The 24,741-nt window shown below is 59.1% G+C and carries 21 protein-coding genes and 2 pseudogenes; 7 read left to right on the forward strand and 16 right to left on the reverse strand.

Annotation, left to right across the window (positions count from 1 at the left end; genetic code table 11):
- Positions 1-105 precede the first annotated feature (105 nt).
- From ACA043_RS14475 to arnB, 11 genes are all read right to left on the reverse strand, one after another.
- Positions 106-792, reverse strand: a complete 687-nt coding sequence (locus tag ACA043_RS14475) for an HPP family protein (protein WP_401264339.1) — start codon at positions 790-792, stop codon at positions 106-108.
- Between the two features lie 154 nt (positions 793-946).
- Entirely contained in the window at positions 947-2,125 is a 1,179-nt protein-coding gene (locus ACA043_RS14480; protein WP_497659544.1) for an MFS transporter, read from the reverse strand.
- 84 nt (positions 2,126-2,209) lie between these two features.
- Entirely contained in the window at positions 2,210-3,832 is a 1,623-nt protein-coding gene (locus tag ACA043_RS14485) for an ArnT family glycosyltransferase (protein WP_497659545.1), read from the reverse strand.
- A complete protein-coding gene (locus ACA043_RS14490) occupies positions 3,805-5,184 on the reverse strand; it encodes a UDP-glucose dehydrogenase family protein (protein ID WP_497613912.1) in 1,380 nt (459 codons plus the stop codon). The genes ACA043_RS14485 and ACA043_RS14490 overlap by 28 nt, the downstream gene beginning before the upstream one ends.
- Positions 5,181-5,585 carry a 4-amino-4-deoxy-L-arabinose-phosphoundecaprenol flippase subunit ArnF gene (arnF, locus tag ACA043_RS14495; protein WP_497659546.1) on the reverse strand — a complete coding sequence of 135 codons (405 nt, stop codon included), beginning with the start codon at positions 5,583-5,585 and terminating at the stop codon, positions 5,181-5,183. The genes ACA043_RS14490 and arnF overlap by 4 nt, the downstream gene beginning before the upstream one ends.
- Positions 5,582-5,926: a 4-amino-4-deoxy-L-arabinose-phosphoundecaprenol flippase subunit ArnE gene (arnE, locus tag ACA043_RS14500; protein ID WP_401264327.1), complete on the reverse strand. Its 345-nt coding sequence runs from the start codon at positions 5,924-5,926 to the stop codon at positions 5,582-5,584. The genes arnF and arnE overlap by 4 nt, the downstream gene beginning before the upstream one ends.
- Positions 5,923-7,575 carry a lipid IV(A) 4-amino-4-deoxy-L-arabinosyltransferase gene (gene arnT, locus ACA043_RS14505; protein ID WP_497659547.1) on the reverse strand — a complete coding sequence of 551 codons (1,653 nt, stop codon included), beginning with the start codon at positions 7,573-7,575 and terminating at the stop codon, positions 5,923-5,925. Before arnT ends, arnE begins: the two co-directional genes overlap by 4 nt.
- Positions 7,572-8,456 carry a 4-deoxy-4-formamido-L-arabinose-phosphoundecaprenol deformylase gene (gene arnD, locus ACA043_RS14510; RefSeq protein ID WP_497659548.1) on the reverse strand — a complete coding sequence of 295 codons (885 nt, stop codon included), beginning with the start codon at positions 8,454-8,456 and terminating at the stop codon, positions 7,572-7,574. The genes arnT and arnD overlap by 4 nt, the downstream gene beginning before the upstream one ends.
- A complete protein-coding gene (arnA, locus tag ACA043_RS14515; protein WP_497659549.1) occupies positions 8,456-10,447 on the reverse strand; it encodes a bifunctional UDP-4-amino-4-deoxy-L-arabinose formyltransferase/UDP-glucuronic acid oxidase ArnA in 1,992 nt (663 codons plus the stop codon). The genes arnD and arnA overlap by 1 nt, the downstream gene beginning before the upstream one ends.
- Positions 10,444-11,466 (reverse strand): undecaprenyl-phosphate 4-deoxy-4-formamido-L-arabinose transferase, encoded by a 1,023-nt coding sequence (gene arnC, locus ACA043_RS14520; protein ID WP_497659550.1) that lies wholly within the window; start codon positions 11,464-11,466, stop codon positions 10,444-10,446. Before arnC ends, arnA begins: the two co-directional genes overlap by 4 nt.
- Positions 11,463-12,611, reverse strand: coding sequence for a UDP-4-amino-4-deoxy-L-arabinose aminotransferase (arnB, locus tag ACA043_RS14525; protein WP_497659551.1), 1,149 nt, complete (start codon positions 12,609-12,611; stop codon positions 11,463-11,465). The genes arnC and arnB overlap by 4 nt, the downstream gene beginning before the upstream one ends.
- A 447-nt stretch (positions 12,612-13,058) precedes the next feature.
- Here arnB and ACA043_RS14530 point away from each other — a divergent pair, with 447 nt between their 5' ends.
- Positions 13,059-13,904, forward strand: a complete 846-nt coding sequence (locus ACA043_RS14530) for a site-specific integrase (RefSeq protein ID WP_497659648.1) — start codon at positions 13,059-13,061, stop codon at positions 13,902-13,904.
- 6 nt (positions 13,905-13,910) lie between these two features.
- On the opposite strand, the gene ACA043_RS14535 is transcribed toward ACA043_RS14530, so the two are convergent.
- The 5 genes and pseudogenes from ACA043_RS14535 to ACA043_RS14555 all read right to left on the reverse strand — a co-directional run bounded on the left by ACA043_RS14535 (position 13,911) and on the right by ACA043_RS14555 (position 20,146).
- Positions 13,911-14,465 carry a PqiC family protein gene (locus ACA043_RS14535; protein ID WP_497659552.1) on the reverse strand — a complete coding sequence of 185 codons (555 nt, stop codon included), beginning with the start codon at positions 14,463-14,465 and terminating at the stop codon, positions 13,911-13,913.
- Positions 14,466-14,481: 16 nt separating this feature from the next.
- Positions 14,482-16,137, reverse strand: a complete 1,656-nt coding sequence (locus ACA043_RS14540) for a PqiB family protein (protein ID WP_187680582.1) — start codon at positions 16,135-16,137, stop codon at positions 14,482-14,484.
- 104 nt (positions 16,138-16,241) lie between these two features.
- Positions 16,242-17,582 (reverse strand): annotated as a pseudogene (locus ACA043_RS14545) (NAD(P)/FAD-dependent oxidoreductase); the annotation flags it as partial.
- Positions 17,540-18,628, reverse strand: a complete 1,089-nt coding sequence (locus tag ACA043_RS14550; protein ID WP_497659553.1) for a polyamine ABC transporter substrate-binding protein — start codon at positions 18,626-18,628, stop codon at positions 17,540-17,542. The gene ACA043_RS14550 and the pseudogene ACA043_RS14545, both read right to left, overlap by 43 nt.
- A gap of 159 nt (positions 18,629-18,787) precedes the next feature.
- Positions 18,788-20,146 (reverse strand): glutamine synthetase family protein, encoded by a 1,359-nt coding sequence (locus tag ACA043_RS14555; RefSeq protein WP_187680579.1) that lies wholly within the window; start codon positions 20,144-20,146, stop codon positions 18,788-18,790.
- Between the two features lie 161 nt (positions 20,147-20,307).
- Here ACA043_RS14555 and ACA043_RS14560 point away from each other — a divergent pair, with 161 nt between their 5' ends.
- The 6 genes and pseudogenes from ACA043_RS14560 (at position 20,308) to ACA043_RS14585 (ending at position 23,725) form a co-directional block, all read left to right on the forward strand.
- Positions 20,308-21,216, forward strand: coding sequence for a helix-turn-helix domain-containing protein (locus tag ACA043_RS14560; RefSeq protein ID WP_497659554.1), 909 nt, complete (start codon positions 20,308-20,310; stop codon positions 21,214-21,216).
- Between the two features lie 81 nt (positions 21,217-21,297).
- Positions 21,298-21,807, forward strand: coding sequence for a sigma-70 family RNA polymerase sigma factor (locus tag ACA043_RS14565; RefSeq protein ID WP_187680577.1), 510 nt, complete (start codon positions 21,298-21,300; stop codon positions 21,805-21,807).
- Positions 21,807-22,154, forward strand: a pseudogene (locus ACA043_RS14570) (DUF4880 domain-containing protein); the annotation flags it as partial. The gene ACA043_RS14565 and the pseudogene ACA043_RS14570, both read left to right, overlap by 1 nt.
- Before the next feature lie 457 nt (positions 22,155-22,611).
- Positions 22,612-22,953 (forward strand): GNAT family N-acetyltransferase, encoded by a 342-nt coding sequence (locus tag ACA043_RS14575; RefSeq protein WP_497659555.1) that lies wholly within the window; start codon positions 22,612-22,614, stop codon positions 22,951-22,953.
- Positions 22,954-23,030: 77 nt separating this feature from the next.
- Positions 23,031-23,576 (forward strand): isocitrate lyase/phosphoenolpyruvate mutase family protein, encoded by a 546-nt coding sequence (locus ACA043_RS14580; protein ID WP_497659556.1) that lies wholly within the window; start codon positions 23,031-23,033, stop codon positions 23,574-23,576.
- Positions 23,462-23,725 carry an isocitrate lyase/phosphoenolpyruvate mutase family protein gene (locus tag ACA043_RS14585; RefSeq protein WP_497659557.1) on the forward strand — a complete coding sequence of 88 codons (264 nt, stop codon included), beginning with the start codon at positions 23,462-23,464 and terminating at the stop codon, positions 23,723-23,725. Before ACA043_RS14580 ends, ACA043_RS14585 begins: the two co-directional genes overlap by 115 nt.
- The last annotated feature ends 1,016 nt before the right edge of the window (positions 23,726-24,741 follow it).

A 24,741-nucleotide genomic window follows, 5' to 3' on the forward strand; every position in this document is an offset into this window, starting at 1 on the left:
ACAGTGTAGGAGCTGCAGCAGGCTGCGATCTTTTGATCTTCTAAATCAGGATCAAAAGATCGCAGCCTCGTTTCACTCGACAGCTTCTACAGGGGGAGGGTGGTGTCAGGAGAAGACTTCTCCGATGCTACGCCGCTTGGCGTGCAGTTCGCTGGCGTGGATCAGTTGTTCGAGGTCTTCAGGCGTGATGTCGATGAAGGCCCCCATGTCGGCCAATGCGAGTTTCAGGTCTTCAGCAGTGATCGCCTGGCTGTCGACCGGGGCAACCACAGGCGCGGGTTCAGTGGGACGTTTCGGATAACGAATGCGCGTGAGGTTGTTGTAGGCCAAAGCACTGAGCAGCATGCACGCCGCGCCGAGCATCACCGGCTCCATGGCTTTCCAGTCCATGGCAATGGTCGCCGGATCGGCCAGCACGAGAGTGAGTGCCAAAGCACCAGCCGGTGGATGCAGGCAACGCAACCAGCACATCAGAATCAACGCCATGCCCGCTGCCAGGCAGGCGCTGCCGAGGGTGCGCCCGAGCACATGGGCGACCAATAACGCCACGACACCGGCACACAAATACCCGCCCAGAATCGACCACGGCTGGGCGAGGGCGCCGGAGGACACGGCAAACAGCAACACTGCCGAGGCACCCAAAGGCCCGATCAGGTGATAAGCGACGTCATGGCCAAATACCTGAGCGCACAGCCACACACTGAACAACGTGCCCAACGCCATGCCGATAGCGGCGCGGCTCCATTCGGTGGGGCGGGTGTTGATGGCGGCGGGCAACCAGCGAGCGAGCATGTGAATCGGTCCTTGCAGCAAATTCGGGGCAAAAAAAAGGACTGTCCGACAATCCGGAAAGCCCTCGAAGTGTTCCAACATTGGGGGAGGAACGCGCACAGTGTGCCGATCTATCTCGATGCTGACAAATTCATATTAATGCAGCTTTAGTGCATTATTTCTGAATTGAAGCTACGCGCCGCCCACTGACAAAACACAAGTAACCGCCCACGGCGGCCAGGGCGCTCAGAGCGTAGAACATGCTCGGCGCCGGTGTGTGCATCAGCAGGAACCCGCACATCACCGGGCTCGCCGCACCTCCAAGCGCCGCCAGATTCTGTGCACCGTAGTAGCTGCCGCGCAGTTCTTCCGGGGCCAGGGTGTCGACGAAGAGGAAATCGGCCGGGTAGATGATCATTTCGCCCAGAGTGAAGATGAACATTGCCACGCACCAGCCAATAAGGCTGTCGGCCAGACTGAACCCGATCAGCCCGACAATGAACAACGCAGTGCCGCCGGCAATCCAGTGACGCAAGTGCTCGCGGCTGAGCAGGCGGCCGACCTGGTATTGCAGCAAAATCACCGTGATTGCATTGCAAGCGAGCAGGACGGCCATGGTATCGAGGGTCTGTTGCTGGGTGTGGGTCACCAGCAGGTATTGCGACAGGTACAAGGTAAAGCGCCCGTGCACCAAGGTGCTGAGCAGACAGCCGAGGGTGAACAGGATCATCGTGCGGTCGTTTTTCAGGATGATCAGCGTCTTCAGAAAGCTTTGCGGCTGACCGACCGGCGCTATCGGCCTGACGTCTCTGGCGGCACCGAGCAGCAGAAAAATGCTGCCAATGGCAATCGCACCCGCCACGATAAACGGCGCCGACGACTGGATTCCGGCAATTACCACGCCGATCATCGGGCCGACGGCGTAGCCGATGTTGGTCAGCGTGTAGTTCAGGGAGAACGCCTTGACCCGTTGGCCAACCGGCAGGTTTTCACTGAGGATCGCCTTGGAGCAGATCAGGAACAGCGCCGACGCCGTCTCGCTGATAATCAGCACCAACGTGACCAGATACAGATTCTGCGCGAAGGTCAGCAGGATCAGGCCGATGCCGCTCGAGAGCATGGTCAGGATCAGCAACTGGCGCTTGTCCAGCTTATCGATGATGTAGCCGCCGTACAGCGACAGCAGCGTGGCACTGAACACTGCGATACCCAACAACAGGCCGACGTCTTGCGGGTTGAGGCCGAGTTTGTTGCTGAGGAACAAGGTCAATAACGGGCTGATCAGGGCGCGGCTGATGACGACGGTGAGCGAGCTGATCATCAACCGGCGAATGAGGGGCGAATAGGTGGCCACGAAGAGGTCAATGTCCTTATTTCGGATTCGAGGGCAGGCTCGACATCCTCACCGGGTCTCGCTCAACGGTCAACCTGACAGCGCCTACAAGGGTTTCAGATACAGCAGGATGTAGTCGTTTTTGTCGAAAGGGCCGCTGAGTACCGGTTGCAGGTTTTCCAGCGGAGTACCTTTGAGGGCCAGGAAATCACTGCGGTCCATCATCAGCCACGCCGGCCCCTTGAGTGCTTCCAGCTGCTGCGCGGTTTCGCTGAACTGCGGTTGCAGATCCTGTTCGAGGTTGACCATGAACTTGATCGCCTTCGCGTCCTTGCCCATGCCGTGCAGCACCAGCGGGGCGGGGTTTTGCTGCACCTGGGCAAACGCAGCACGGCTGAAGGTGCGAGTGTCATACAGACGCTGCTCAACGGGTTCAAATACCGCGACATATACCGTCCACAACGCCAACACCGAACACAGCGCCAGCACTTCAGCGCGCCATCGCGGGATCAATATCCGCGACAGCGCCGCCAACTGCAGCACCACTAACGCAATCAGCACCACGCCGACTTCGGTCAGTTGCTCGGGAAACCGTCGTTGGGCGAACAACAGACCGGCTATCAATAATCCCGGGGTCAGCAGCCACACACCCAGCAGCAAACCGCGCAAGCACCTGAACGCTTGTCCGTGAATCACGTGAAACGGATACGCCGCGATGATCGCCGCCATGGGCAGCATCGGCAGCAGGTACCGAGCCTTCTTCGCCTGCGGAATCGACAGGCCTACCATCACGATCAGTCCTGCCGCCGCGCAATACTGCACCAGGCGCAAGGCCGGGCCGCGCTGGTGCGGCTTGCTCAACCATGCGGCCGCGAGTGCCAGCAATGCCATGGGATACGCCAGCGCATAGTTACCCAGTGAACTGGTGAAGTAATACAGCGAACCGCTCACGCCCTCGCTACCGTCCATGCGTCCCATGAACTGCATGCGGATCACGTCTTGCATAAAGACTGGCCCACCACTGAGTTTGGCTAACCACAACAGCAGGCCCACACACACCACCAGCAACACCGAAGCCAACACACCAAACACAAGCAACCGCGACCACTGCCGATTGAGCAGGTAATAGCTGCACAACATGCCGGTCGGTACCACCAGCCCGATCGGCCCGCGAATGCCGAAGCCGAGTAACAACAAGACGAAGATCAAAGGCCAGCGCCGTCCACCGCCAAAGTGATCATGGGCATAACCCAGATAGAACACTGCAAACGCCACGGCGGCGAGCATCAAGTCCTGTGACACCGCGCGCACTTCGGTGACGAAGGTGCCGGTGAGCATCAACAGCGCAATGCTGATCAACGCCCAGCGCCGCGAATACGGCGTCAGCAGCCGGTACATCAACGTCACGATCAACGCACCGGCAACGGCGCTCGGTGCCCACGCGGTGAAAGCGTTGACCGCGCCGAATGGCAACGACAGCAGCCAGACAAACAGTGTCGATACGGCCGAATAGTCGGCATAGGGTTGACCATACGTGGTCGGAAACACCGTCGGCCCGTGCCGCAGCATCTCCTGAGCGAACAGTACAAAGCGTGAATCGAACCCGATCGGGGCCTGCCAGTAGACCCCGGCGACGAACAACAAGAACGCCAGCAGCCCTGCGATCAGGGACTGCCGGCGGATGGCAGGCGACAACGTGATCAAGCGACGTCTGACCTGTGAGGCCATTGTTGCAACGGTATCGGCAATTTGCGCGACTCGCCGCGACCCATCGGGAAATACTGGAAGCCGTTGCGCGCCAAACGCTCGGCGTCATACAGGTTGCGACCGTCGAAGATCACCGGGGTGTTGAGGCGTTGCTTGATCAGGTCGAAATCCGGCGCCTTGAATTGCTGCCATTCGGTGCAAATGATCAGCGCGTCGGCGCCGGGCAGTACCGATTCCGGGGTACCCATCAGCATCAGTTTCGACTCGTCCGGGTAGAGGTTCTGGGTTTCCTGCATGGCTTCGGGATCGAATGCGCGCACGCTGGCACCGGCGGCCCATAATTCCTCCAGCAGGACCCGGCTCGGCGCATCGCGCATGTCGTCGGTGTTGGGCTTGAACGCCAGGCCCCACAAGGCAAAGGTCTTGCCGCGCAGGTCACCCTTGTAGAACGCGTTGATGCGTTCGAAGAGCTTGTGTTTCTGCCGTTGGTTGATCGCTTCGACCGCTTGCAGCAAGTCGCTGGAGCAATGCGCTTCTTCGGCACTGTGGATCAAGGCGCGCATGTCTTTGGGGAAGCACGAACCGCCATAACCGCAGCCCGGGTAGATGAAGTGGTAGCCGATGCGCGAGTCGGCACCGATGCCTTGACGCACCGACTCAATGTCAGCGCCCAGATGTTCGGCCAGTTCAGCGATCTGATTGATGAAGCTGATCTTGGTCGCCAGCATGCAGTTGGCGGCGTATTTGGTCAGCTCGGCACTGCGCAGGTCCATGAACATGATGCGGTCATGGTTGCGGTTGAACGGCGAGTAGAGGTCGCGCATCACGTCACGTACGTCATCACCCTCGCAGCCTATAACGATGCGATCAGGACGGCGGCAGTCAGCGACGGCCGAACCTTCCTTGAGAAACTCCGGGTTGGAGACGATATCGAACTGCAGCAGCCGGCCGACCTTGATCAAAGCCTTTTCGATGTGCGTGCGCAAGGTGTCTCCGGTGCCCACTGGCACGGTGGATTTCTCCACCAGAATCAACGGCTGCTCACGGTGGCGGGCGATGGCGTCACCGACCGAGAGCACATAACGCAGATCGGCCGAGCCGTCTTCACGGGATGGCGTGCCAACCGCGATGAACGCTACTCGACCATGCTGCACGGCGAGTTGTTCATCAGTGGTGAATTGCAGGCGTTTCGAATCCAGCCCCTCGCGCACCAGACTGGCCAGCCCCGGTTCGAAGATGCTGACATGGCCCTGGCGCAGCAGATCGACCTTCTTCTGGTCGACGTCCATGCACACCACGTCATGCCCGACCTCGGCCAACACAGCAGCCTGCACCAGACCGACATAACCGCTACCAAAGACTGTGATTTTCATGGAACACTCCTGAATTCGGGCGCACGAGCCGGACGCGTGTTAATGGTGATGACCCCGAGCATGACCAGCGCCACGCCCAGTGATTTGGTGAAACTGAAGGATTCGTTGAACAGCGGCAGGCTGGCCGCCAACAGGTACACCAGCGCATAGCTGATGCTCAGCAGCGAATAGGCACGGCCCAGCGGCAGATCGCGCAGGGCGCCGAGCCAGCAGAGCATCGACAGGGCATAGGCGAAAATCGCGGTGATGACGACGGCCAGTGCGCGCCAGTCGAAGCTGTTCAGCGTCAACCATTGTTCGGGTGTTGGCAGGCGCGTCATGCTCCAGCGCATGCCCAGTTGCGCGGCGCTGACTAACAGCACGCTGCCGAGAGCGAAAGTGATTCCACGACGCTGGTTCATGACTGTTGCCCCAGCAACGCCACGCCGCCGATTACCAGCGCCACACCCAGCCAGTGCTGGCGGTCGATGGGTTCACGGAAGACGAAGCGGGCGATCAAGGTGATCAGCACAAAGTTCAGGCTGAGCATCGGGTAAGCAATGCCGACCTCCAGACGCTGTAACACCAGCAGCCAGACCAACAGGCCCGAGCCGAGGGCGAGCAGCGCCAGCCATAGCCACGGCGTACGCAATTTTTCGGGCCAGGACGACTCGACGCCGCGCCAACTCTCCACGGCGTATTTCTGCGCTATCTGGCCCAGGCAGGTCAGCACGCACGCGGCCAACAGCAGCAACAGGCTCATGACGCCTCCCGAGGGAGAATCATGATCACCAGATTGCCCTGTTCGTATCGGATGCCGTCCTTTGGCAGTCTGTCGATTTCGTCCAGTTCGTCTTGCCCCTTGACGCGCATCACCACGCCGACCGAACCGCTGCGGCGGGCTTCGCGCATCCACTGTTGCACTTGATCGGGATCGACCCGCTGTTGAATGCCGTCAGGATAGGCAAGGCCATATTTCAATTCGCCTATCGTGTTGTACAGCGCGACCTGTGGGCGTTGCAGGCGCCAGGACAGGGCCGAGGCCGCGCCCAGATCGTTACTCAGCAAGTGCGTGGTCTGCGCCAGTTCCGTGACGTGATGGCGAATGAACTGGTCGGGCATCTTGTTGGCGACCACCGATTTGGGTAGTGCTGCCGGGAGTACGCCGACCAGTAGAAGGCTGCCCAGCGCTGGCGCCGCCCAGCATTGCAACGGCAGGAAGGCTTGCATCAGGTTGGCGATGATCCAGCCGATCAGGCCGATGAACAGCAGCACCAGGCTGTGCAGTTCGTGGTCGTACAGCGGCTTTTTCAGTTGCAGATACACCACGGCAATCAGCATCACCAAGCCAAGCAACACGTTCAGCAGGCCATTGATACTCAATGCCCGGCCTTGCTCCAGACGCAAGCGGTCGGCTAGCGCGTTACCCAGCAGCAGAGCCATCGGCAGCAGGCATGGCAGGATGTAAGTCGGTAGCTTGCCGTTGCTCAGGCTGAAAAACAGCAGCGGCATCAGCAGCCACAGCAGCAGGAAAACCACTGGCGGCTGAGTACGGGTCTGCCATGCTTGCTTGAACGCAGGCGGCAACAGGCCGACCCACGGCAAACTGAACGCCACCAGCAGCGGCAGATAAAACCACCACGGCGCATCGTGCTGGGCATCGTCACCGGCAAACCGACGGATGTGTTCGTGCCAGAAGAAGAACCGCCAGTAATCCGGTTCCTGGGCATGCACGGCCAACACCCACGGCAGGCTGACGATGATCGCGATGGCAATCGCCACCGGGCCGTACAGCAGCAGTTCACGCCAGCGTTTTTGCCAGAGCATCCACGGCAACGCGATCAGCACCGGCAGCAGCCAGGCAAGAAACCCTTTGGTCATGAACCCCATGCCGCAGGCCAGACCCAGCACCGCCCAGGCGGCCATGCGCTTGCCGCTGGTGCGGCTGTCGACGGCAAACCACAGCGCCACCAGACTGAGGTTGACCCAAAAGGTGAATTGCGGGTCGAGATTGGCGTAACCGGCCTGACCGGCAACAATCGTGAAGCTCATGTAGAGCAGGGCGCAGACGAAGCTTTTGCGCGGCTCGTTCCACAAGCGCCGGGCGATCAGGAAGCACAGCAACACACTCAAACCGCTGCTCAACGCTGACGCAAAACGTACGCCGAACAGGTTCTGCCCGAACAACTCCTGGCCGAGGGCGATCATCCAGTAACCGGCAATCGGCTTCTCGAAGTAGCGCAGGCTCATGAAATGCGGTGACACCCAGTTGCCGCTCAGCAGCATGTCCTGGCTGATCTGCGCGTAGCGGGTCTCGTCGGGAATCCACAAGCCATGCGTGCCCAGCGGCAGCAAATAAGCCAGCAAGCAGATGCCCAGCAATAGCAGCGGCAATGTCCAGCGTTTAATCATGCGCCTTGCACTCCCAGCCAGCCTTCACGGCCGTTGAGGGCGCCGCGTTGTACGCGACCCACGGGCAAGGTGTTGAAGAACTCGGGTAGCAAGTCACCCAACGGTTGGAACTGGATGTTGCGCAGGCGAGCCTCAGCCAGCAGTTGACGAAAACCCTCAGCCATCAGAATCCCTTCCACTTCGGCGTGAATGGTGTAGACGTTGAGCTGTCGCGGGAGGAAGTGGTCGAGAATGAATGGGTTGAAGTCCCGCACCGCGACGATGGGGCCTACGACTTCGTCGAAGGTCGGCAGGTCCACCGGAATCTGCGGGGTGCCCGGCGTGCCGTCCGCCAGCAAAGGCCGAAACAGGCGTGTCCCACGGCAATCGCTGTTGTAGCGAAAGCCGAAGGCCTGTTTGGCTTCGATCACACGCTCATCGGCGCGCCAACCGGCGGCGGCCGAGCATTCGACTTTGGCGCCGAGAATGTCGCTCAAGGTGTCGACGCCCTGACGAATTTGCTCGATCAGCTGAGTATCGCTCCAACGCCCGGCATTGGCTTGCCAGCCATGGTGATCCCAGGCATGCAGGCCCACCTCATGACCGGCGTCACGGGCCTGACGCATCAAGTGCCCGAGTTCGCGACCAATCGGTTTGCCCGGCCATGCGGTGCCGGCCAGCAGAATGTCCCAGCCATACAGGCCAGCCGCATTGGAGCGGAGCATCTTCCAGAGGAACTGCGGGCGAATCAGGCGCCACAGATGCCGGCCCATGTTGTCGGGGCCGACACTGAAGAAGAACGTTGCCTTGACCTGCGCTTCATCGAGCATTTCCAGCAGGCGCGGCACACCTTCACGGGTGCCGCGAAAGGTGTCGACGTCGATGCGTAGACCGGCCTGCATTACTTCTTGTCCGCGATTTCGAGCATGGCTTCACGCAGGAAGAAATCCAGCGTATTGCCGATGGTCTCGCGCATTTCCACAGTCGGCGTCCAGTCCAGCAGGCGCTTGGCGTTGGCGATGCTGGGTTTGCGGTGCTCAACGTCCTGGTAACCGGCACCGTAGAACGCCTTGCTTTCGACGTCGCGGAAACCGGCGAATGGCGGGAAGTTGTCGCGCAGCGGGTGCGCCTCGAACTGGCGCAGCAGCTCTTCGCCCAACTGCCGGATGCTTGCTTCGTTGTCCGGGTTGCCGATGTTGATGATCTGACCGTTGCAGACGTCGTTGTCGTTATCGATGATCCGCGCCAGTGCTTCGACGCCGTCGGCGATATCAGTGAAGCAGCGTTTCTGCTCGCCACCGTCGAACAGACGGATCGGTGTGCCTTCCACCAGATTGAGGATCAGTTGCGTGATGGCGCGGGAGCTGCCGATGCGCGCCGAATCCAGACGATCAAGACGCGGGCCCATCCAGTTGAAGGGGCGGAACAGGGTGAAATTCAGGCCCTTGGCGCCGTAGGCCCAGATCACCCGGTCGAGCAACTGCTTGGACACCGAATAGATCCAGCGCTGCTTGTTGATCGGGCCAACGATCAGGTTGGACGTGTCCTCGTCGAAGTTCTTGTCCTGGCACATGCCATAGACTTCCGAGGTCGACGGGAAGATCACGCGCTTGTTGTACTTGACGCAGTAGCGCACCAGTTTCAGGTTTTCTTCGAAGTCGAGTTCGAACACCCGCAGCGGATTACGCGTGTATTCGATCGGCGTGGCGATGGCCACCAGCGGCAGGACCACATCGCACTTCTTGATGTGGTACTCGATCCACTCGGAGTGAATGCTGATATCGCCTTCGACGTAGTGGAAGTGCGGGTGACTGCGCAGACGGTCGATGGCGTCGGAGCCGATGTCCAGGCCATAGACTTCGTAGCGGTCATCGCGCAGCAGACGCTCGGACAGGTGATTGCCGATAAAGCCGTTGACGCCAAGGATCAGCACGCGAGTACGGCGGGGCGCACGGCCGGATTCGGCACCGCGCAGTAACGAGCCGTCGACCAGCCCCAGCTCGTTGGCCAATTGCGGGCCACTGAGAAACAGACCGTTGTCGTTACGCTGACCCGAGAGGATCACCAGCGAATCTTCACCGCAGGCAATGCGCAGCGGATCGACGCTGATCACCCGGCCCGGTGCCTGACCGTCGTTGCCTTTGACGACTTCGGCACTCCAGACGATCAGCTTGTGTTCGCCGACGGCGCAGAACGCACCCGGGTACGGTTGAGTCACGGCACGAATCAGATTGAACAGTTGCTCGGCCGGTTTCGCCCAGAGCAGTTTGCCGTCCGCCGCGGTGCGACGGCCGAACACTGTGGCTTGGGATTCATCCTGCGGGGTTTCGCTGATCCGGCCTTGCAGCATGGCGGGCAGTGCATCACGCAACAGGTCGATAGCGGCGAGGCGAAGTTTGCCGTGCAGGCTCAGCGCGGTGTCGCTGCGCTCGATGGCGACGCGCTGCTGGGCGACGATAGCGCCGGCATCGGCACGTTTAACCATGCGGTGCAGCGTTACGCCGGTTTCGGTTTCACCGTTGACCAGCACCCAGTTCGCCGGGGCGCGGCCACGGTAGCGCGGCAGCAACGAACCGTGCAGGTTGAATGCACCTTTGCTCGCCGTGGCCAGCAACGGCTCACTCAGCAGATTGCGGTAGTAGAAAGAGAACAGGTAGTCAGGGTCGAGTTTGGCGATGCGCTCGATCCACAACGGGTGGTTGACGTCTTCCGGGGCGTGCACGGGAATGCCTTTTTTGGCGCACAGTTGCGCAACCGAGGCGTAGAAAGCGTTTTCTTTTGGGTCATCCGCGTTAGTAAACACGGCTGCAATGTCATAGCCGCTGTCGAGCAGGGCTTGAATGCCGGCGCAGCCGATGTCGTGGTAAGCGAAGACAACAGTTTTTGCACTCATGAGAGAACCTGACCGGTAGTAGAAGAAGAGGAGAGACCATCAACGGTGACCGCAGGCGCCGGGACAACGGCGTGGCTGCGCAAGACTTTTTCAATGAAGAAACGCGGGCGGGCGCGCACGTCGCTGTACATGCGCCCCAGGTATTCGCCGAGCAGGCCCATGCCGATGAACTGGCCGCCGGTGAACACGAACAGCACGGCGAACAGTACGAACATGCCGTCACCGGCCCATCCAGAACCGAAGATCAGCCGCATCAGGATCAGCGCGAGGGCAAACAGCAGACCGAGCCCGGCCATGGTGAAACCGACGATGCTCAGTAACCGCAGCGGCGTGGTGGTCATGCAGGTGATCAAGTCAAACATCAGGTTGATCAGGCGCATCGGGCTGTACTTCGAATCACCGTGTTCACGCTCGGCGTGGGCGACGACGATTTCGGTGGTGTGGCGGGCGAAGCTGTTGGCCAGGATCGGGATGAATGTGCTGCGTTCGCGGCAAGCGAGCATCGCGTCGATGATCGTGCGGCGGTAAGCGCGGAGCATGCAGCCGTAGTCGCTCATGGCCACGCCAGTGGAGCGTTGCACGGCGAGGTTGATCAGCTTCGACGGGTAGCGGCGCAGGGCCGAATCCTGACGGTTGCCGCGCACGGTGCCGACGACGTCGTAACCCTTTTCAGCTTCGGCGACCAGTCGCGGGATTTCTTCCGGCGGGTTCTGCAGGTCGGCGTCGAGAGTGATGACCACATCGCCTTTGCACTGCTCGAAACCGGCCATGATCGCCGCGTGCTGGCCGTAGTTGCGGTTGAGGATCACCGCCACGAACGGGCTGTCTTCACGGGTGGCGGCTTCTTCCAGCAGATGGGCGGACTCGTCGCGACTGCCGTCGTCCACCAAAACGATTTCATAGTCGTGACGCAATAACCGGCAGGCCGCTTCAGTACGGCGCAGCAGCTCCGGCAGACTTTCCTGTTCGTTGTAGACCGGGATGACGATCGACACGCAGCGGATCGGGTAAGGTTTCACGGGCGTTTATCCATAAGGGTGGCGATGGCGCCGACGACGCGGTCGAGGTCTTGATCGGTCATGTCGGGGAACAACGGAATTGAGCACAGCCGTGCCGAGTTCCATTCGGTGTTGGGCAGATACAGGTCGGGATCACGCTGGCGATACCAGGTGTGCAAATGGGTGGCGATGAAATGGATGCCGGTGCCGATGCCCTGGTCTTGCAACCCTTTCATGAAGGCGTCGCGGTCCATGCCGCAGCGTTCGCTGTCGATGCGCAGGATGAACAGATGCCAGGCGTGTTGTTGCGCGTAGTCGGGCAGGGCAAGTGGCTGTACCGGCAGGCCTTCGAGCTTTTGTAGATAGGCTGTGGCCAGCTCGGTGCGGCGGGCGTTGATCGCGTCGAGGCGTTCCAGTTGCACCAGCGCTATCGCGGCGTTGATGTCGGCCAGGTTGTATTTGAAACCCGGCTCCATGACTTGCGCCTGCGGTTTACGGCCACCGGTCAAACGGTCGTAGGCGTCAACGCCCAGTCCATGGAACTTGAGCATGCGCACACGGCTGGCCAGGGCTTCGTCGTCAGTGACGAACATCGCGCCTTCGGCACAGGTCATGTTCTTGATTGCATGGAACGAGAAGATCGCCGTGCCTTGCGAACCCACGTGGCGGCCCTTGTAGCGGGTGCCAGCGGCATGGGCGGCGTCTTCAATCACTGCGATGCCGTGCTTGTCGGCGAGGGCATACAGCGGATCGAGATCGAACGCGGCCCCGGCGTAATGCACCGGGATAATCGCTTTGGTGCGTGGGGTGATGGCCGCTTCGATATGCGCCACGTCCGTCATCAGCGTGTCGCGGTCGACGTCGACAAACACCGGTTTGGCGCCGAGCAGTGAGATCATGTTGGCGGTCGACACCCAGGTTTGCGACGGCGTTATGACTTCGTCACCCGGGCCGATGCCCAATGCCAGCAATGCGATATGCATTGCGCCCGTGGCAGAAGATAGTGCGACGGCGTGGCGGCAGCCGACATAGTGGGCGAACTGTTCTTCGAGTGCCTGGCATTTAGCGCCGGTAGTAATCCAGCCGGAACGTAATACTTGTTCGACGGCGGTTATTTCTTCGTCGCCGATACTCGGCCGGGAAAAGGGCAGAAACGCTTGACTCATAAGAACCTCGAGGCGACAGCCATCCTTCAGCCAGTTGTCTGAAAAACACGTGATTTCAATGGTTTGGAATACCGGCCGGGGAATGCCTGATTGACTTTTGTGCCCACGGACGGCAGGGTTGCAGGCCTTTCGGGGCAACCTGTTGTAATTAAGGTTATGCCCGTTTTTGTGAAAGGAACATGAAAAAACGGTCGGCTATTCGTCTATCTGTAAGTCATACAGCCGTCGTTCAGACTTCTTCCGCTTATCGGCATCTTTAGTGAAAAAGTCATAGAGAAGAGTCGCTCTTTATATAAGTTTGTTTGCACTTTTAAGTTGTTTTGTTGAACTGTTTTCTATTCAAGGCCGTTTCGTTTGATTGACTTGTCGAGTTCCCAATCCACCCCGACCAACACTAATCCGCTGACGCTTTATCTGGCCCGACTGGCGCCCTCCAGCCAATTGACCATGCGCTACGTCTTGCAGGACGCCGCCGACCGTCTCGGTTTCGAAGAAGTGAATATCGAGGAAATCCCCTGGCACGCGCTGCAACCGGAGGACGTGGTGGCACTGGTCACCGCGTTGCGCGCCGACGGTTATGCGCCGAATACCTCGTCGCTGTACGTCAACGCCGTGCGCGGCGTGATGAACGAAGCCTGGCGGATGAGCCTGATCAGTCAGGATCACCTGCTGAAGATGCGCTCGGTAAAAGGCATCGCCGGCACGCGGTTGTCGCAGGGGCGCAATCTAAAACGCACGCTGATTCATGAATTGATGGAAGTCTGCGCCGCCGACCCGCGTCCGCAGGGCCTGCGCGACGCTGCGGTCATTGCGTTGCTGTATGGCACCGGCATGCGCAAATCCGAGTCGGTGGATCTGGATCTGAACCAGGTCGACTTCACGGAGCGCAGCCTTACCGTGACCGGCAAGGGCAACAAGCAACTGATCAAGTACGCACCGGCCTGGGCGTTCGCCAAGCTTGATGCGTGGCTGGAGCTGCGCCGTTCACAGCTCAAGGAAGGCGAGAGCGATGATGCGTTTCTGTTCAATCGCATCCGCCGTGGCAGTCATATCACCCGCGAGCGCATCACCAAACACGCGATCTACTACATCGCCCGCCAGCGTGGCACGCAGGTCGGCGTGAAGATCATGCCTCACGATTTCCGCCGCTCGTTCATCACTCGAGTGATCGAGGAGCATGATCTGTCGATCGCGCAGAAGCTCGCGCATCACAGCAATATCCAGACGACGGCGAATTATGACGTGCGCGACGACAACGAGCGGCGGCGTGCGGTGGATCGCTTCGACCTGTAAGCCGAATCAGGACGGGGAAGGGCAGGTGCGCGCGTTGCCTGCTGCCGCCCGACTGATCTGTTCAGCCAGACGTTTGACGTTGTTTTGCTGAGCGCTCACCAGGTCATCGATGCTCGGGCCCGAAGGGGTCTGCAGGGTCGAGCGGCAGGTCAACAGGCCACTGTCAGTGGCGCCGACAGGGCGCAGGCGCCATTTGGCGTCGATCAAGCCGTATTGGCCGGGGATTGAATCGAAGCGCTGCACCTCGATTCGCACCGAGACATTGCCTTGCCCACCGGTATTGCTCAATTGATCGCTCAGCGCCCCGCGTAACTCATCGGCCAGCGTCGCGCCCCACCAATCGGTGTCCAGAATGGCGAGGCCGCTGTTGCCCTGGCGAATGACGATTTGCGCCCGATCGACCTGCGGCGGCACGCTGATGCCTTCAATCGGAATTTGTCCGCCAGCACGGGTATTGGCCAGTTGCACCGGTGTCAGCGTATGAAAGCTGATCGGGTCGCTGCGGCAGGCGCCGAGCAGCATGAACGCGGCGAACACGGTGATCTTCAGCGGTACAGCCATGGGTAAGCTCCTGTGCTCAATTGCGTGGCGGTCCTTTCAGATCGATTGGCGCGGCGTTGTCGGGGCGGCCACGTATCAGTGATTCCGGATGGCGGCCCAGATAATCCGACAGCTCACGCAGCGAGCGCGACATGCGCCCGAGTTCGTCGAGGGTCTCGGTGAGTTTCTCGCGCTGCGGCGAATCTTCGGCCAGGGTCGAACTGGCGGACTGCAAGGTCTTGCTGACATCGGCGAGGGTGCTCTGCACGCCCGGCAAGGTCTTGGCGTTGAACTGGGCCAAGCCTTTGCGCAGTTCGACCAGATTGCTGTCGAGGTTGTTGGCAATGCGATCCACAGGCAATTTGTTGAGCTTGTCGACCACGGCTTCGAGTTTTTCCTGCAACTGTTCGAGGCTACCGGGAACGGTCGGAATCACAACGGGGCGGGCCGTTGGGTCGAACGCGACTTTTTCGGCTTTCGGGAAGAAATCCAGCGCCACGTACAACTGCCCCGTCAGCAGGTTGCCACTGCGGGCCTGAGCGCGCAGGCCATTGTCGATAAAGGTGCCCATCAGGCGGATGCCGGCGGCTTCGTCGTTGGGGTCGTGTTTGAACGCGGTGAGCATTTTCCCGTAGGCCATACCGAGGCGCTGCGGGTAAATGACGATGCCGACGTTCAGCGGGAAGCTGCGTTTCTTCGCGTCGAAATCCAGATTGATCGCCACCACCCGGCCGATCTCCATGCCGAGGAACTCAACCGGTGCGCCAACCTTGAGCCCGCGCAGGGACTGGTCGAAGCGCAAGCTCAGGTACTGCGCCTTGCCGTTGGGCGGGGCGAGGGCGGTTAGCTGGTCTTCGAACAGTTCGAACTTCTTGTCATCGGCCGCCGCCACGTCGTTGGGGCTGTAGTCCGGCGCACGGAAGGCGATGCCGCCAACCAGCATCGATGACAGCGATTCGGTTTTGACCTGGAATCCGTTGGCTCCGACGCTGACGTCAATGCCGCTGGCGTTCCAGAAACGGGTGTTTTCGGTGACGAAGGCGTCGTTGGGCGCATGAATGAACACTTCGATGTTCACGCCTTTACCGTCAGGGGCCAGCTCGTAGGTGACGACTTGGCCGACCGGAATTTTGCGGTAGTAAACCGGTGAGCCGATGTCCAGCGAGCCGAGATCCTGGGTGTGCAGCATGAAGCGCTTGCCCGGTTCGCCGTAGGTGATCGGCGGTGGGTTTTCCAGGCCCTTGAATTGTTTGGCGCGATTGTTGGCCTGGCCGATATCGGCACCGATGTAGTCGCCGGAGAGCAGGGTATCGATGCCTGACACACCGCCAGCGCCGATGCGCGGTCGGACAACCCAGAACTGCGAGTCTTCGCGGGTAAAACTTTCGGCCTGCTTGGCCAGTTTGATGGTGGCGTTGACGCTCTTCTGGTCATTGCTCAACTCGACTTCGGTCACCTGACCGATCACCACATTGCGGTACTTGACCTCGGTCTTGTTGGCCACCAGACCGCTGCCAGTCTTGAAGTTGACGACAATGGCCGGCCCTTCCTGCATCACGTTGTGCACCACCAGCGAAATGCCTACCAACACGGCAACGATCGGTACGATCCACACCAGCGATACGCTGAAACGGCGGGTCTTGATCGGGGCCTGGCCTGGTGCTCGCGGCTCGTCGGTGGCTGACGACTTCATCCGTGTCCTCCTCGAATAATTAGGCACTGAGCGTCAGGAACGCCAAAGCACTTCATCAATATAGAAGTGCTTGGGGATAGAGCAAATGCAGAGGAGCAAACACCTCAGCCGAGCATCTCGCGCAACCGATACCAGAACATCCCCAGTGCCAGCAGCGGCGAGCGCAGTGCCGGGCCGCCGGGGAAGGTCATGTGCGGCACGCCGCGGAATACGTCCATGCCTTGGCTGTGGCCGGAATGGATCGCCTCGCCGAGAAGCTTGGCGCACCAATGGGTGACGTTCAGGCCATGGCCGGAATAGCCTTGGGCGTAGAACACGTTCGGGTGCTGCTTGAGCCGTCCGACCTGCGGGAAGCGATTGGCGGTGATGCCTATCTTGCCGCCCCACTGGTAGTCGATGCGCACGTCCGCCAGTTGCGGGAAGACCTTGAGCATCTTTGGGCGCATGTAGGCGGCGATATCTGCCGGATCTCGCCCGGAATAATGGCAGGCGCCGCCGAACAGCAAACGCCGGTCTGCTGAGAGCCGGTAGTAGTCGAGGCCGACTTTCTGGTCGCACAACGCGAGGTTGTGCGGGATCAGTTGCGCGGCGCGCTCTTCGGACAAGGGCTCAGTGGCGATGATGTAACTGCCGGCCGGCAGCACTTTGCCGCTGAGCTGTTTTTCCAGTTCATCCAGATGCGCGTTGCAACCGAGCACCAGACTGCCGGCGCGCACGGTGCCGGTGGCGCAGCGGACTTGCACGGTCGCGCCATGGATGATTTCCAGCACGGGACTTTGCTCGAAGATCCGCACGCCAAGGGACGCGGCCAGACGCGCTTCGCCCTGCACCAGATCCAGTGGATGCAGGTGGCCGGAGCCCATGTCGATCAATCCGCCGGCATAGCCATCGGCGTTGACCACTTGCTGGCGGATCTGCTCGGGGCCGACCAAGCGTGTTTCGTGGGCATAACCGAGTTCGCCGAGGCCGACCTGTTCTTCCTTGAACGCGGCGAATTGCGCGGGCGTGTTGGCCAGCTCACAGAAGCCCCAGCGCAGATCGCAGTCGATGGCGTTGTCTCCGATGCGCTGGCGCACCAGCTCCACCGAATCGATCCCGGCGCGCTGCAAATAGCGCACGCCTTCCTGGCCGACATGTTTCGCGAAACCTTCGACCTCATGGCCGATGCCGCGAATCAACTGGCCGCCGTTGCGCCCGCTGGCGCCCCAGCCAATTCGTCGGGCTTCGATCAATATCACCGAGAGCCCGCGTTGAGCCAGTTCAATGGCGGTATTGACCCCGGTAAACCCGCCGCCGATGACGCACACGTCAGCCGTCAGATCACCATTGAGCATGGGGTAGGGGGTGCTCGCCCGAGCCGATGCGGCGTAATAGGAGCGAGCGTGTTCCTGGGTGTACTGATTCATTTGTTCGACTTCACTTTGCTCCAGGAACGGGTCATCAGACGCATGATCGCCTGGGGCGGGGTAGAGGAGATGTAGAGCTTGGCGAGGACTTCCTGTGGCGGATAAACCTCAGGATTGTTCACCAGATCCGGATCCATGTACTGCTTGGCGGCGGGGTTAGGGTTGGCGTAACCGACCGAAGCGCTGACCTTGGCGATCACTTGTGGATCGAGCAGGTAGTTGATGAAGGTGTGGGCTTCCTTGGGATTGCTGGCGTCGGCCGGGATTGCCAACAGGTCGAACCACAAATTGGCGCCTTCTTTCGGGATGGCGTAGGCGATATTCACGCCGTTCTTGGCTTCTTTGGCACGGTTGGCGGCCTGGAACACGTCGCCGGAATAACCAAAGGCGACGCAGATATCACCGTTGGCCAGGTCCGATACGTACTTCGATGAGTGGAAGTAGGTGATGTAGGGGCGAATGCTCAGCAGTTTCGCTTCGGCTTTCTTATAGTCTTCCGGGTTTTCGCTGCGCGGATCCATGCCCATGTAGTTGAGCACGGCCGGGAATATTTCGTCGGCGGAGTCCATCATCGACACGCCGCATTGGCTGAGTTTTTTCAGGTTTTCCGGCTCGAACAGCACGGCCCAGGAATCGATGTGATCGATGCCCAACACTTGCTTGACCTTGTCGACGTTGTAGCCGATGCCGTTGGTGCCCCACAGGTACGGCACAGCGTGCGCGTTACCCGGGTCGTTTTTCTCCAGCAGTTCAAGCAGCTTCGGGTCGAGGTTTTTCCAGTTCGGCAGTTGCGAGCGATCGAGCTTGAGGAATGCGCCGGCCTTCACCTGACGGGCGAGAAAGTGGTTGGACGGCACCACAACGTCATAGCCGGTGCGGCCTGCCAGAAGCTTGCCTTCGAGGGTTTCGTTGGAGTCGAAAACGTCGTAGATCACCTTGATCCCGCTGCTGCTCTGGAAGTCGGCGAGGGTGGTCTCACCGATGTAGTCGGTCCAGTTGTAGACGCTGACTTGTGGCTGGGCTAGAGCAGCAGTGCTGCACAACATCGCCAGTGCAGCGGGAACCATGGATTTCAACAAACGCATTTCGACACCTCTTAAATTTATTGGATTTTTCAGGTGGTTCGCTATTCCCCTTGTGGGAGCGAGCCTGCTGGCGATAGCGGTGGGTCAGGCAACATCAATGGTGACTGTGCCGACGGCTTCGCGAGCAGGCTCGCTCCCACATGGGATTTGTGAAGTGGTTTAGACGCTCATCATCAGGAATTCACGTTCCCACGAGCTGATTACGCGCTTGAAGTTTTCATGCTCGGCGCGTTTCACCGCGACATAGCCGCGCACGAATTTTTCACCCAGGTATTGCGCAACGGTTTCGCACTCTTCCATCTGCGTCAGGGCCTCTTCGATGGTGATCGGCAGGCGCAGGTTGCGACGTTCGTAGGCGCGGCCTTGTACCGCAGCGCTCGGCTCGATGCCCTCGACCATGCCGATGTAACCGCAGAGCAGACTCGCGGCAATCGCCAGGTACGGGTTGGCATCGGCGCCCGGCAGGCGGTTTTCCACGCGCATCGACTCGGGGCCGGAGGTCGGCACACGCAAACCAACGGTGCGGTTTTCTTCGCCCCATTCGACGTTGACCGGCGCTGAGGTGTCCGGCAGGAAGCGGCGGAATGAGTTCACGTTCGGCGCGAACATCGGCAGCACTTTCGGGATGTACTTCTGCAAACCACCGATGTAGTGCAGGAACAACTCGCTCATCTGCCCATCGGCGTTGGCGAAGATCGGATTGCCCGTGGCGATGTCCACCACACTCTGGTGGATGTGCATGGCGCTGCCCGGCTCGTCGCCAATCGGCTTGGCCATGAACGTCGCCGCGACGTTGTGCTTTAGCGCAGCCTCACGCATGGTCCGTTTGAACACGGTGATCTGGTCGGCCAGATCCAGCGCGTCGCCATGACGGAAGTTGATTTCCATCTGCGCCGGGCCGTCTTCGTGGATCAGCGTGTCGAGGTCCAGACCTTGCAGTTCGCACCAGTCGTAAACGTCTTCAAACAGCGGATCGAATTCGTTGGCGGCATCAATGGAGAACGACTGCCGACCACTTTCGGCGCGACCGGAACGGCCCAGCGGTGCCTTCAGCGGCAAGTCCGGGTCTTCGCAGCGTTGGGTCAGGTAGAACTCCATTTCTGGCGCGACAATCGGCTTCCAGCCTTTGTCGGTGTAGAGCTGCAAAACCTTCTTCAGCACGTTGCGCGGCGACAGCTCGATCGGGTTGCCGAACTTGTCGAAGGTGTCGTGGATGACGATGGCGGTTGGCTCGATCGCCCATGGAATCACGTAGACCGCGTCGGCCACTGGCTTGCAGACCATGTCGATATCGGCCGGGTCGAGCAGGTCGTAGTAGATGTCGTCGTCGACAAAATCCCCGGTTACCGTTTGCAGCAGCACACTTTCCGGCAGGCGCATGCCTCGCTCATGCAGGAACTTGTTGGTCGGTGCGATCTTGCCGCGGGCGATGCCGGTCAGGTCGCTGACCACACATTCAACTTCGGTAATCTTGTGATCTTTCAGCCACGTGAACAGCTGATCGAAAGGGGCATTCATAAAGACCTCGTTATTGGTTTTGTAGACGCCGGGGAGGGCGGGTTTCATCTTCCGCCCCTTCCCCTGTGGCGCGTTGACGACTATCTTGGGCGAGCCTTGCAGTTCCATCTATCCACTTTAAGCAGCACCAAAGCGCACCAAAAGAGTGCGCAAGGTCTCCCATGACAACGTGTAATCCGCTACAGGTTCAGGCTTTCAACACCGCTGATGTCTCCGAGCAAATCCGCGCCACGCCGGGTTGGGTCCAGCATTACCAGCAGATGTCGCCGGGGCATTTCGCCGGGCAGATCCGCTATCTGGATTTGCAGGGGGTCGAGGTTTACGAAGAGCAGATGAACACCCGGGTCGAGCAGAATTTCAGCGCGCCATCGGGTGCTCTGGCGTTCTGTTTTGATCGCAGCGACAACGCGCTGTATCTGCTCAATGAAGACAGCCGCAACATCTGGATCACCCCGGAGAACTATCAGGAAATCGCCGTGGTGTTCGGTCCGGATTTTGTCCGCCAGCACGGTCTGGATGTGGCGAAACTGGAAGGCTTGTTTATGGCGCCGCTCAATGGCGGGCAAAACGCGCTGTTCAGTCGCTGGTTAAGCTCAATTCTCACGAAGTTGACGCAAGCCGTTGATTTACCTAGTAAAGAATCGCTAACCCAGCAATTACTTGAAGATTGTTTGTTCATCCTCGATAACGCGCGTATTGATCTTGACCGTGGCGGTTTGCAGCGCCGCAACGAAGAACGAATGATCATGAAACGAGTAGGCGAGTGGGCTGCCGACTCGCCGGAAGAGACGTTGAATTTGCTGGAGCTTTCGCACGTCGCCGGCGTGCCACTGCGTCAATTGCAACAGGCGTTCAAGGCCTATACCGGGATGACGCCAAGCCACTGGTTGCGCTTGCGCCGATTAAACAGCGCTCACCGCGAATTGCTTAAACGCAGACCGGCGGACACCACAGTCGCTGAGGTGGCCATGCACTGGTCGTTCTGGCATCTGGGGCGGTTTTCCAGCAGTTACCAGGCACTGTTCAAAGAGCTGCCGAGCGAGACCCTCAAGCGCTCGCGAACGGCGTAACGACGAAAATCCCTTTGTGTCCCACGCGAAGTTAAATAGAATCAGTCTCATTTGAATCTAACTTCGCGCAGGGTCTCCTGGATGATTGAAGCAGCGCCGGCCTCGGAGCAGAACCTGCACGACTTGTACCGCGATCATCGCGGCTGGCTGGAAACCTGGCTGCGTCGACGCATGGGTAACGCCTGGGATGCGGCAGATCTGAGTCAGGACACCTTCTTGCGCGTGCTTGGCAGCGCTCAGCCACTTAGAGATATTCAGGAACCACGTGCGTATCTGCTGACCGTGGGCAAACGCTTGCTGAGCAATTTCTACACCCGCCGCAGCCTCGAAAAAGCCTATCTGGAAGCCTTGGCGCAATTGCCCGAGGAGAGCGTGCCGTCACCGGAGCAGCGCTGGTTGTTGCTGGAAACCCTGCAAGCGCTGGATGAACTGCTTGATGGCTTGCCCAGGCCAGTGCGCCGGGCATTTTTGTGGAGTCAGCTCGAGGGCCTCGGTTACCGCGAGATCGCCGCGCGTTTGCAGGTGTCTGAACGAACAATAAAACGTTATATGGCGCAGGCTTACGAGCATTGTTTGATGTTGGATCTATGATGCGCGTTGCGCCCGAAACACAAGCGCGCGAGGTGGCACGCGCCGCCGCACAATGGCTGGCGTTGCTCGAGTCTGGCGAAGCGACGGATGAAGATCACGCGCGCCTGCAATACTGGCGCAGCAGCGATAGCCGCCATGAAAACGCTTGGCAGAAGATTCAGCTATTGCGCCAACGGTTCAACGATCTGCCATCGGCATTAGCCATGGCCACGCTGGATCGTCCTGATCCGGCACGCCGGGCAGCGCTGAAACGCGCGCTGGGCCTGGCGGCGCTTGTGCCAGCGGCGTGGCTGATCAGTCGGCAATTGCCGCTGGATGTCTGGCGTGCCGATTTGCACACCAGTAGCTGTCTCGCTTTAGTGTGCGAACGCGCCTAAGATAAAAACTGCGCGTTGGCTGGATGGAACTACTTGGGACCTCGCGGTACGCCGTTCCGCGAGAGATGACCGCAGTACCAGGGGCTGTTATCGCGGCCGGTATTGGTGCAGAACGCTTGTGATCACGCTCTATCGGACGGAAGGAACAAAACTTGAAGGCTTGCAGATGTTTGAGCAACTGATCGAGATTGATGCCTATCAAGCTCGCGAGGTCCTGAGCGAGCTTGATCACCGCGTAAAATTGGGCGCCCAACCACTACGTCCTCGATTGCCGCGTAGAGTTCGTCGACGTAATGCCTGAAATTATCGCCTACTCTAGAGCGTCTCGCACCACTGTTCGTCTGCAGCCGTCCGTGTCTTAGTCTCAACTGGGTGCCTACACGATTTTTCCAAGCAAACAACACACAATATTTCGTCAGGAATTTCCATGAGCGCACAACACATGATCCGCCAAGCAGTTGCAGACGATGAATTAGCTGTTCGCTCTTGTGCCGAGCAAGCGTATGCCCATTATGTTTCAGTGATAGGGCGAAAGCCTGCGCCGATGTTAGCTGATTTCAGAGCACAGATCGCAGCCGGTCATGTGCATCTAGCCACTGGGGAACAAGATGAGTTGCATGGTTTCATCGTATTTTTTCCGGAGGATCAGCATATGTTTCTTGAAAATGTGGCCGTATCTGAAGCCGGGCGGGGGAAAGGTATCGGTAAATCACTCGTTCAGTTTTGCGAGGCGCAGGCAATATGCCTGGGTCTTCCGAGCCGAGGATAAATGGACAGGTTGTCGCGTATAGAGATAAACGCTGCCAAATAACCCATGCGATAAATATGCAAAGAGCGTTCCGTACCTTGCACAAGAGCGGATTTTTCGTGATTCCGAATCCATGGGACATAGGAAGCGCACTCTACTTGCAAAGTTTAGGATTTAAAGCGCTGGCCACCATAAGCTCGGGGCTGGCATGGGCAAATGGCGTGTCCGATGGCCAAATGAATCGCGATGCAGTTATCCGCCACCTTCGCGAGATGATTGCTGCTACCGATGTGCCGGTCAGTGCCGACTTTCAGGCAGGATTCGCTGATCATCTCAACGATCTCGAAGAAAGTGTTTCACTGGCCATCGAAACAGGCATCGCCGGATTGTCGATCGAAGACTCGACTGGCGACACATCAAAACCCATACGAGACCTCGACGACGCTGTCGCGAGAGTCCGTGCCGTACGCGAGATTATTGACCGGTCGAGCACCGAAATATTGTTAGTGGCCCGAGCCGACAATTTTTTATGGGTATTGCTGATCTGGATGACACTATCGCTCGACTTCAAGCCTATTCGGCGGCGGGAGCAGATTGCTTGTACGCGCCGGGCATCACCACCCGTCAGCAGATCGTTGCAGTAGTGGCCGCAGTCGCTCCGAAGCCAGTGAATTTGTTGGTCGCCGGCGCAACCGAACTGACACTGCAGGAGATTGCAGAGTTGGGGGTGAGGCGTGTCAGTGTCGGTCGTGGCCTGGCGCGGGTTCATTCGTGCAGCTCAAGTTCTTGCTAAGCAGGGGAGATTCGACGGATTCGTTGGTGCTGCTTCGGGATCAGAGCTCAATACGATGTTTTGTCCCAACCGTGATCAATAATAGCAACGCCTTATGCGTTCTGCGCGCCCCGATTGCCCATTACAGGCCGCTGCAACATGGTTCCGGCGTTCGCCACTAAGACATAGACGTCGCATAAACCCCACACCGAGCACGGGGTTGCACAGCGGATTAGCGAAATAATCCGCTGCGCTGACTGTTAGCTAGCCAAGATATTTTCTTGAATCGCTCATTCCCCAAAAAATCGAATTTTCGTTGGAATATTGCGGCGAGTCGCGCTCCGGCCGCGGGGTTCCCCAGGGATGGGCATGCCTGTATCGAGTGAGCGGTAATCCGAATCTTTCCACAGCATCATCTGAAACCAGGCGCTCGTGATGCGGTTTACGGCCTTTCGTGTATGTGAAAACTCAGAGACAGGTTAGAGCCTCGCAGTTTTACATAGAGTGTGGGTATATCCCTTGCGAACACATCTGGATTTTTCCTAGAAGCGATTTATTCGCTCTGCCTTCGTACCATTCAGTTGCAATTTCTTGCTGAACATACATTGCTGAGCTAGCGTCATTTTCACAGTGAGGGACGACTATGCACATTCGTACGCGACGGCTAGCCAAGAGATTAGCCGATACGGAATTCGACAGTGGCTGGAAAGCACTTTCAGGTGCGCGTTCGAATGTGTTGACAGCTTGTCAGCGAGTATTCCTATTGCGTGTGTCTGCCGATGAATTCCGTCATTCGACCTTGTTCGGCAACTTGGCTTCTCAAGAAGCGCGAATGTCTGAACTCGCCAGTTCTACTCAGGTGCTAACGGGGGCAGCCGCCACCGACCGACGTCTATTTGCGGATTTGGTAGTGGGGGAGACGATGGCCCGCCTAGCATTTTGGCTATATCGCCAAGCATGGTCGGAACTGATTCAACAGCTTCCAGAGTTCACTGCAATCGAAGCAGACGAGGCCTTTCATCGTTTTGGCGCGTTGC

This window comes from Pseudomonas sp. LBUM1648, assembly GCF_059716145.1.

Excerpts from the sequence above, each read along its gene's own strand:
- ACA043_RS14475 (WP_401264339.1), bottom strand. The coding sequence starts at position 792 with ATGCTCGCTCGCTGGTTGCCCGCCGCCATCAACACCCGCCCCACCGAA.
- ACA043_RS14485 (WP_497659545.1), bottom strand. The coding sequence starts at position 3,832 with ATGGCCTCACAGGTCAGACGTCGCTTGATCACGTTGTCGCCTGCCATC.
- ACA043_RS14490 (WP_497613912.1), bottom strand. The coding sequence starts at position 5,184 with ATGAAAATCACAGTCTTTGGTAGCGGTTATGTCGGTCTGGTGCAGGCT.
- arnF (WP_497659546.1), bottom strand. The coding sequence starts at position 5,585 with ATGAACCAGCGTCGTGGAATCACTTTCGCTCTCGGCAGCGTGCTGTTA.
- arnE (WP_401264327.1), bottom strand. The coding sequence starts at position 5,926 with ATGAGCCTGTTGCTGCTGTTGGCCGCGTGCGTGCTGACCTGCCTGGGC.
- arnT (WP_497659547.1), bottom strand. The coding sequence starts at position 7,575 with ATGATTAAACGCTGGACATTGCCGCTGCTATTGCTGGGCATCTGCTTG.
- arnD (WP_497659548.1), bottom strand. The coding sequence starts at position 8,456 with ATGCAGGCCGGTCTACGCATCGACGTCGACACCTTTCGCGGCACCCGT.
- arnA (WP_497659549.1), bottom strand. The coding sequence starts at position 10,447 with ATGAGTGCAAAAACTGTTGTCTTCGCTTACCACGACATCGGCTGCGCC.
- arnB (WP_497659551.1), bottom strand. The coding sequence starts at position 12,611 with ATGAGTCAAGCGTTTCTGCCCTTTTCCCGGCCGAGTATCGGCGACGAA.
- ACA043_RS14530 (WP_497659648.1), top strand. The coding sequence starts at position 13,059 with ATGCGCTACGTCTTGCAGGACGCCGCCGACCGTCTCGGTTTCGAAGAA.
- ACA043_RS14535 (WP_497659552.1), bottom strand. The coding sequence starts at position 14,465 with ATGGCTGTACCGCTGAAGATCACCGTGTTCGCCGCGTTCATGCTGCTC.
- ACA043_RS14540 (WP_187680582.1), bottom strand. The coding sequence starts at position 16,137 with ATGAAGTCGTCAGCCACCGACGAGCCGCGAGCACCAGGCCAGGCCCCG.
- ACA043_RS14550 (WP_497659553.1), bottom strand. The coding sequence starts at position 18,628 with ATGCGTTTGTTGAAATCCATGGTTCCCGCTGCACTGGCGATGTTGTGC.
- ACA043_RS14555 (WP_187680579.1), bottom strand. The coding sequence starts at position 20,146 with ATGAATGCCCCTTTCGATCAGCTGTTCACGTGGCTGAAAGATCACAAG.
- ACA043_RS14560 (WP_497659554.1), top strand. The coding sequence starts at position 20,308 with ATGACAACGTGTAATCCGCTACAGGTTCAGGCTTTCAACACCGCTGAT.
- ACA043_RS14565 (WP_187680577.1), top strand. The coding sequence starts at position 21,298 with ATGATTGAAGCAGCGCCGGCCTCGGAGCAGAACCTGCACGACTTGTAC.
- ACA043_RS14575 (WP_497659555.1), top strand. The coding sequence starts at position 22,612 with ATGAGCGCACAACACATGATCCGCCAAGCAGTTGCAGACGATGAATTA.
- ACA043_RS14585 (WP_497659557.1), top strand. The coding sequence starts at position 23,462 with ATGGGTATTGCTGATCTGGATGACACTATCGCTCGACTTCAAGCCTAT.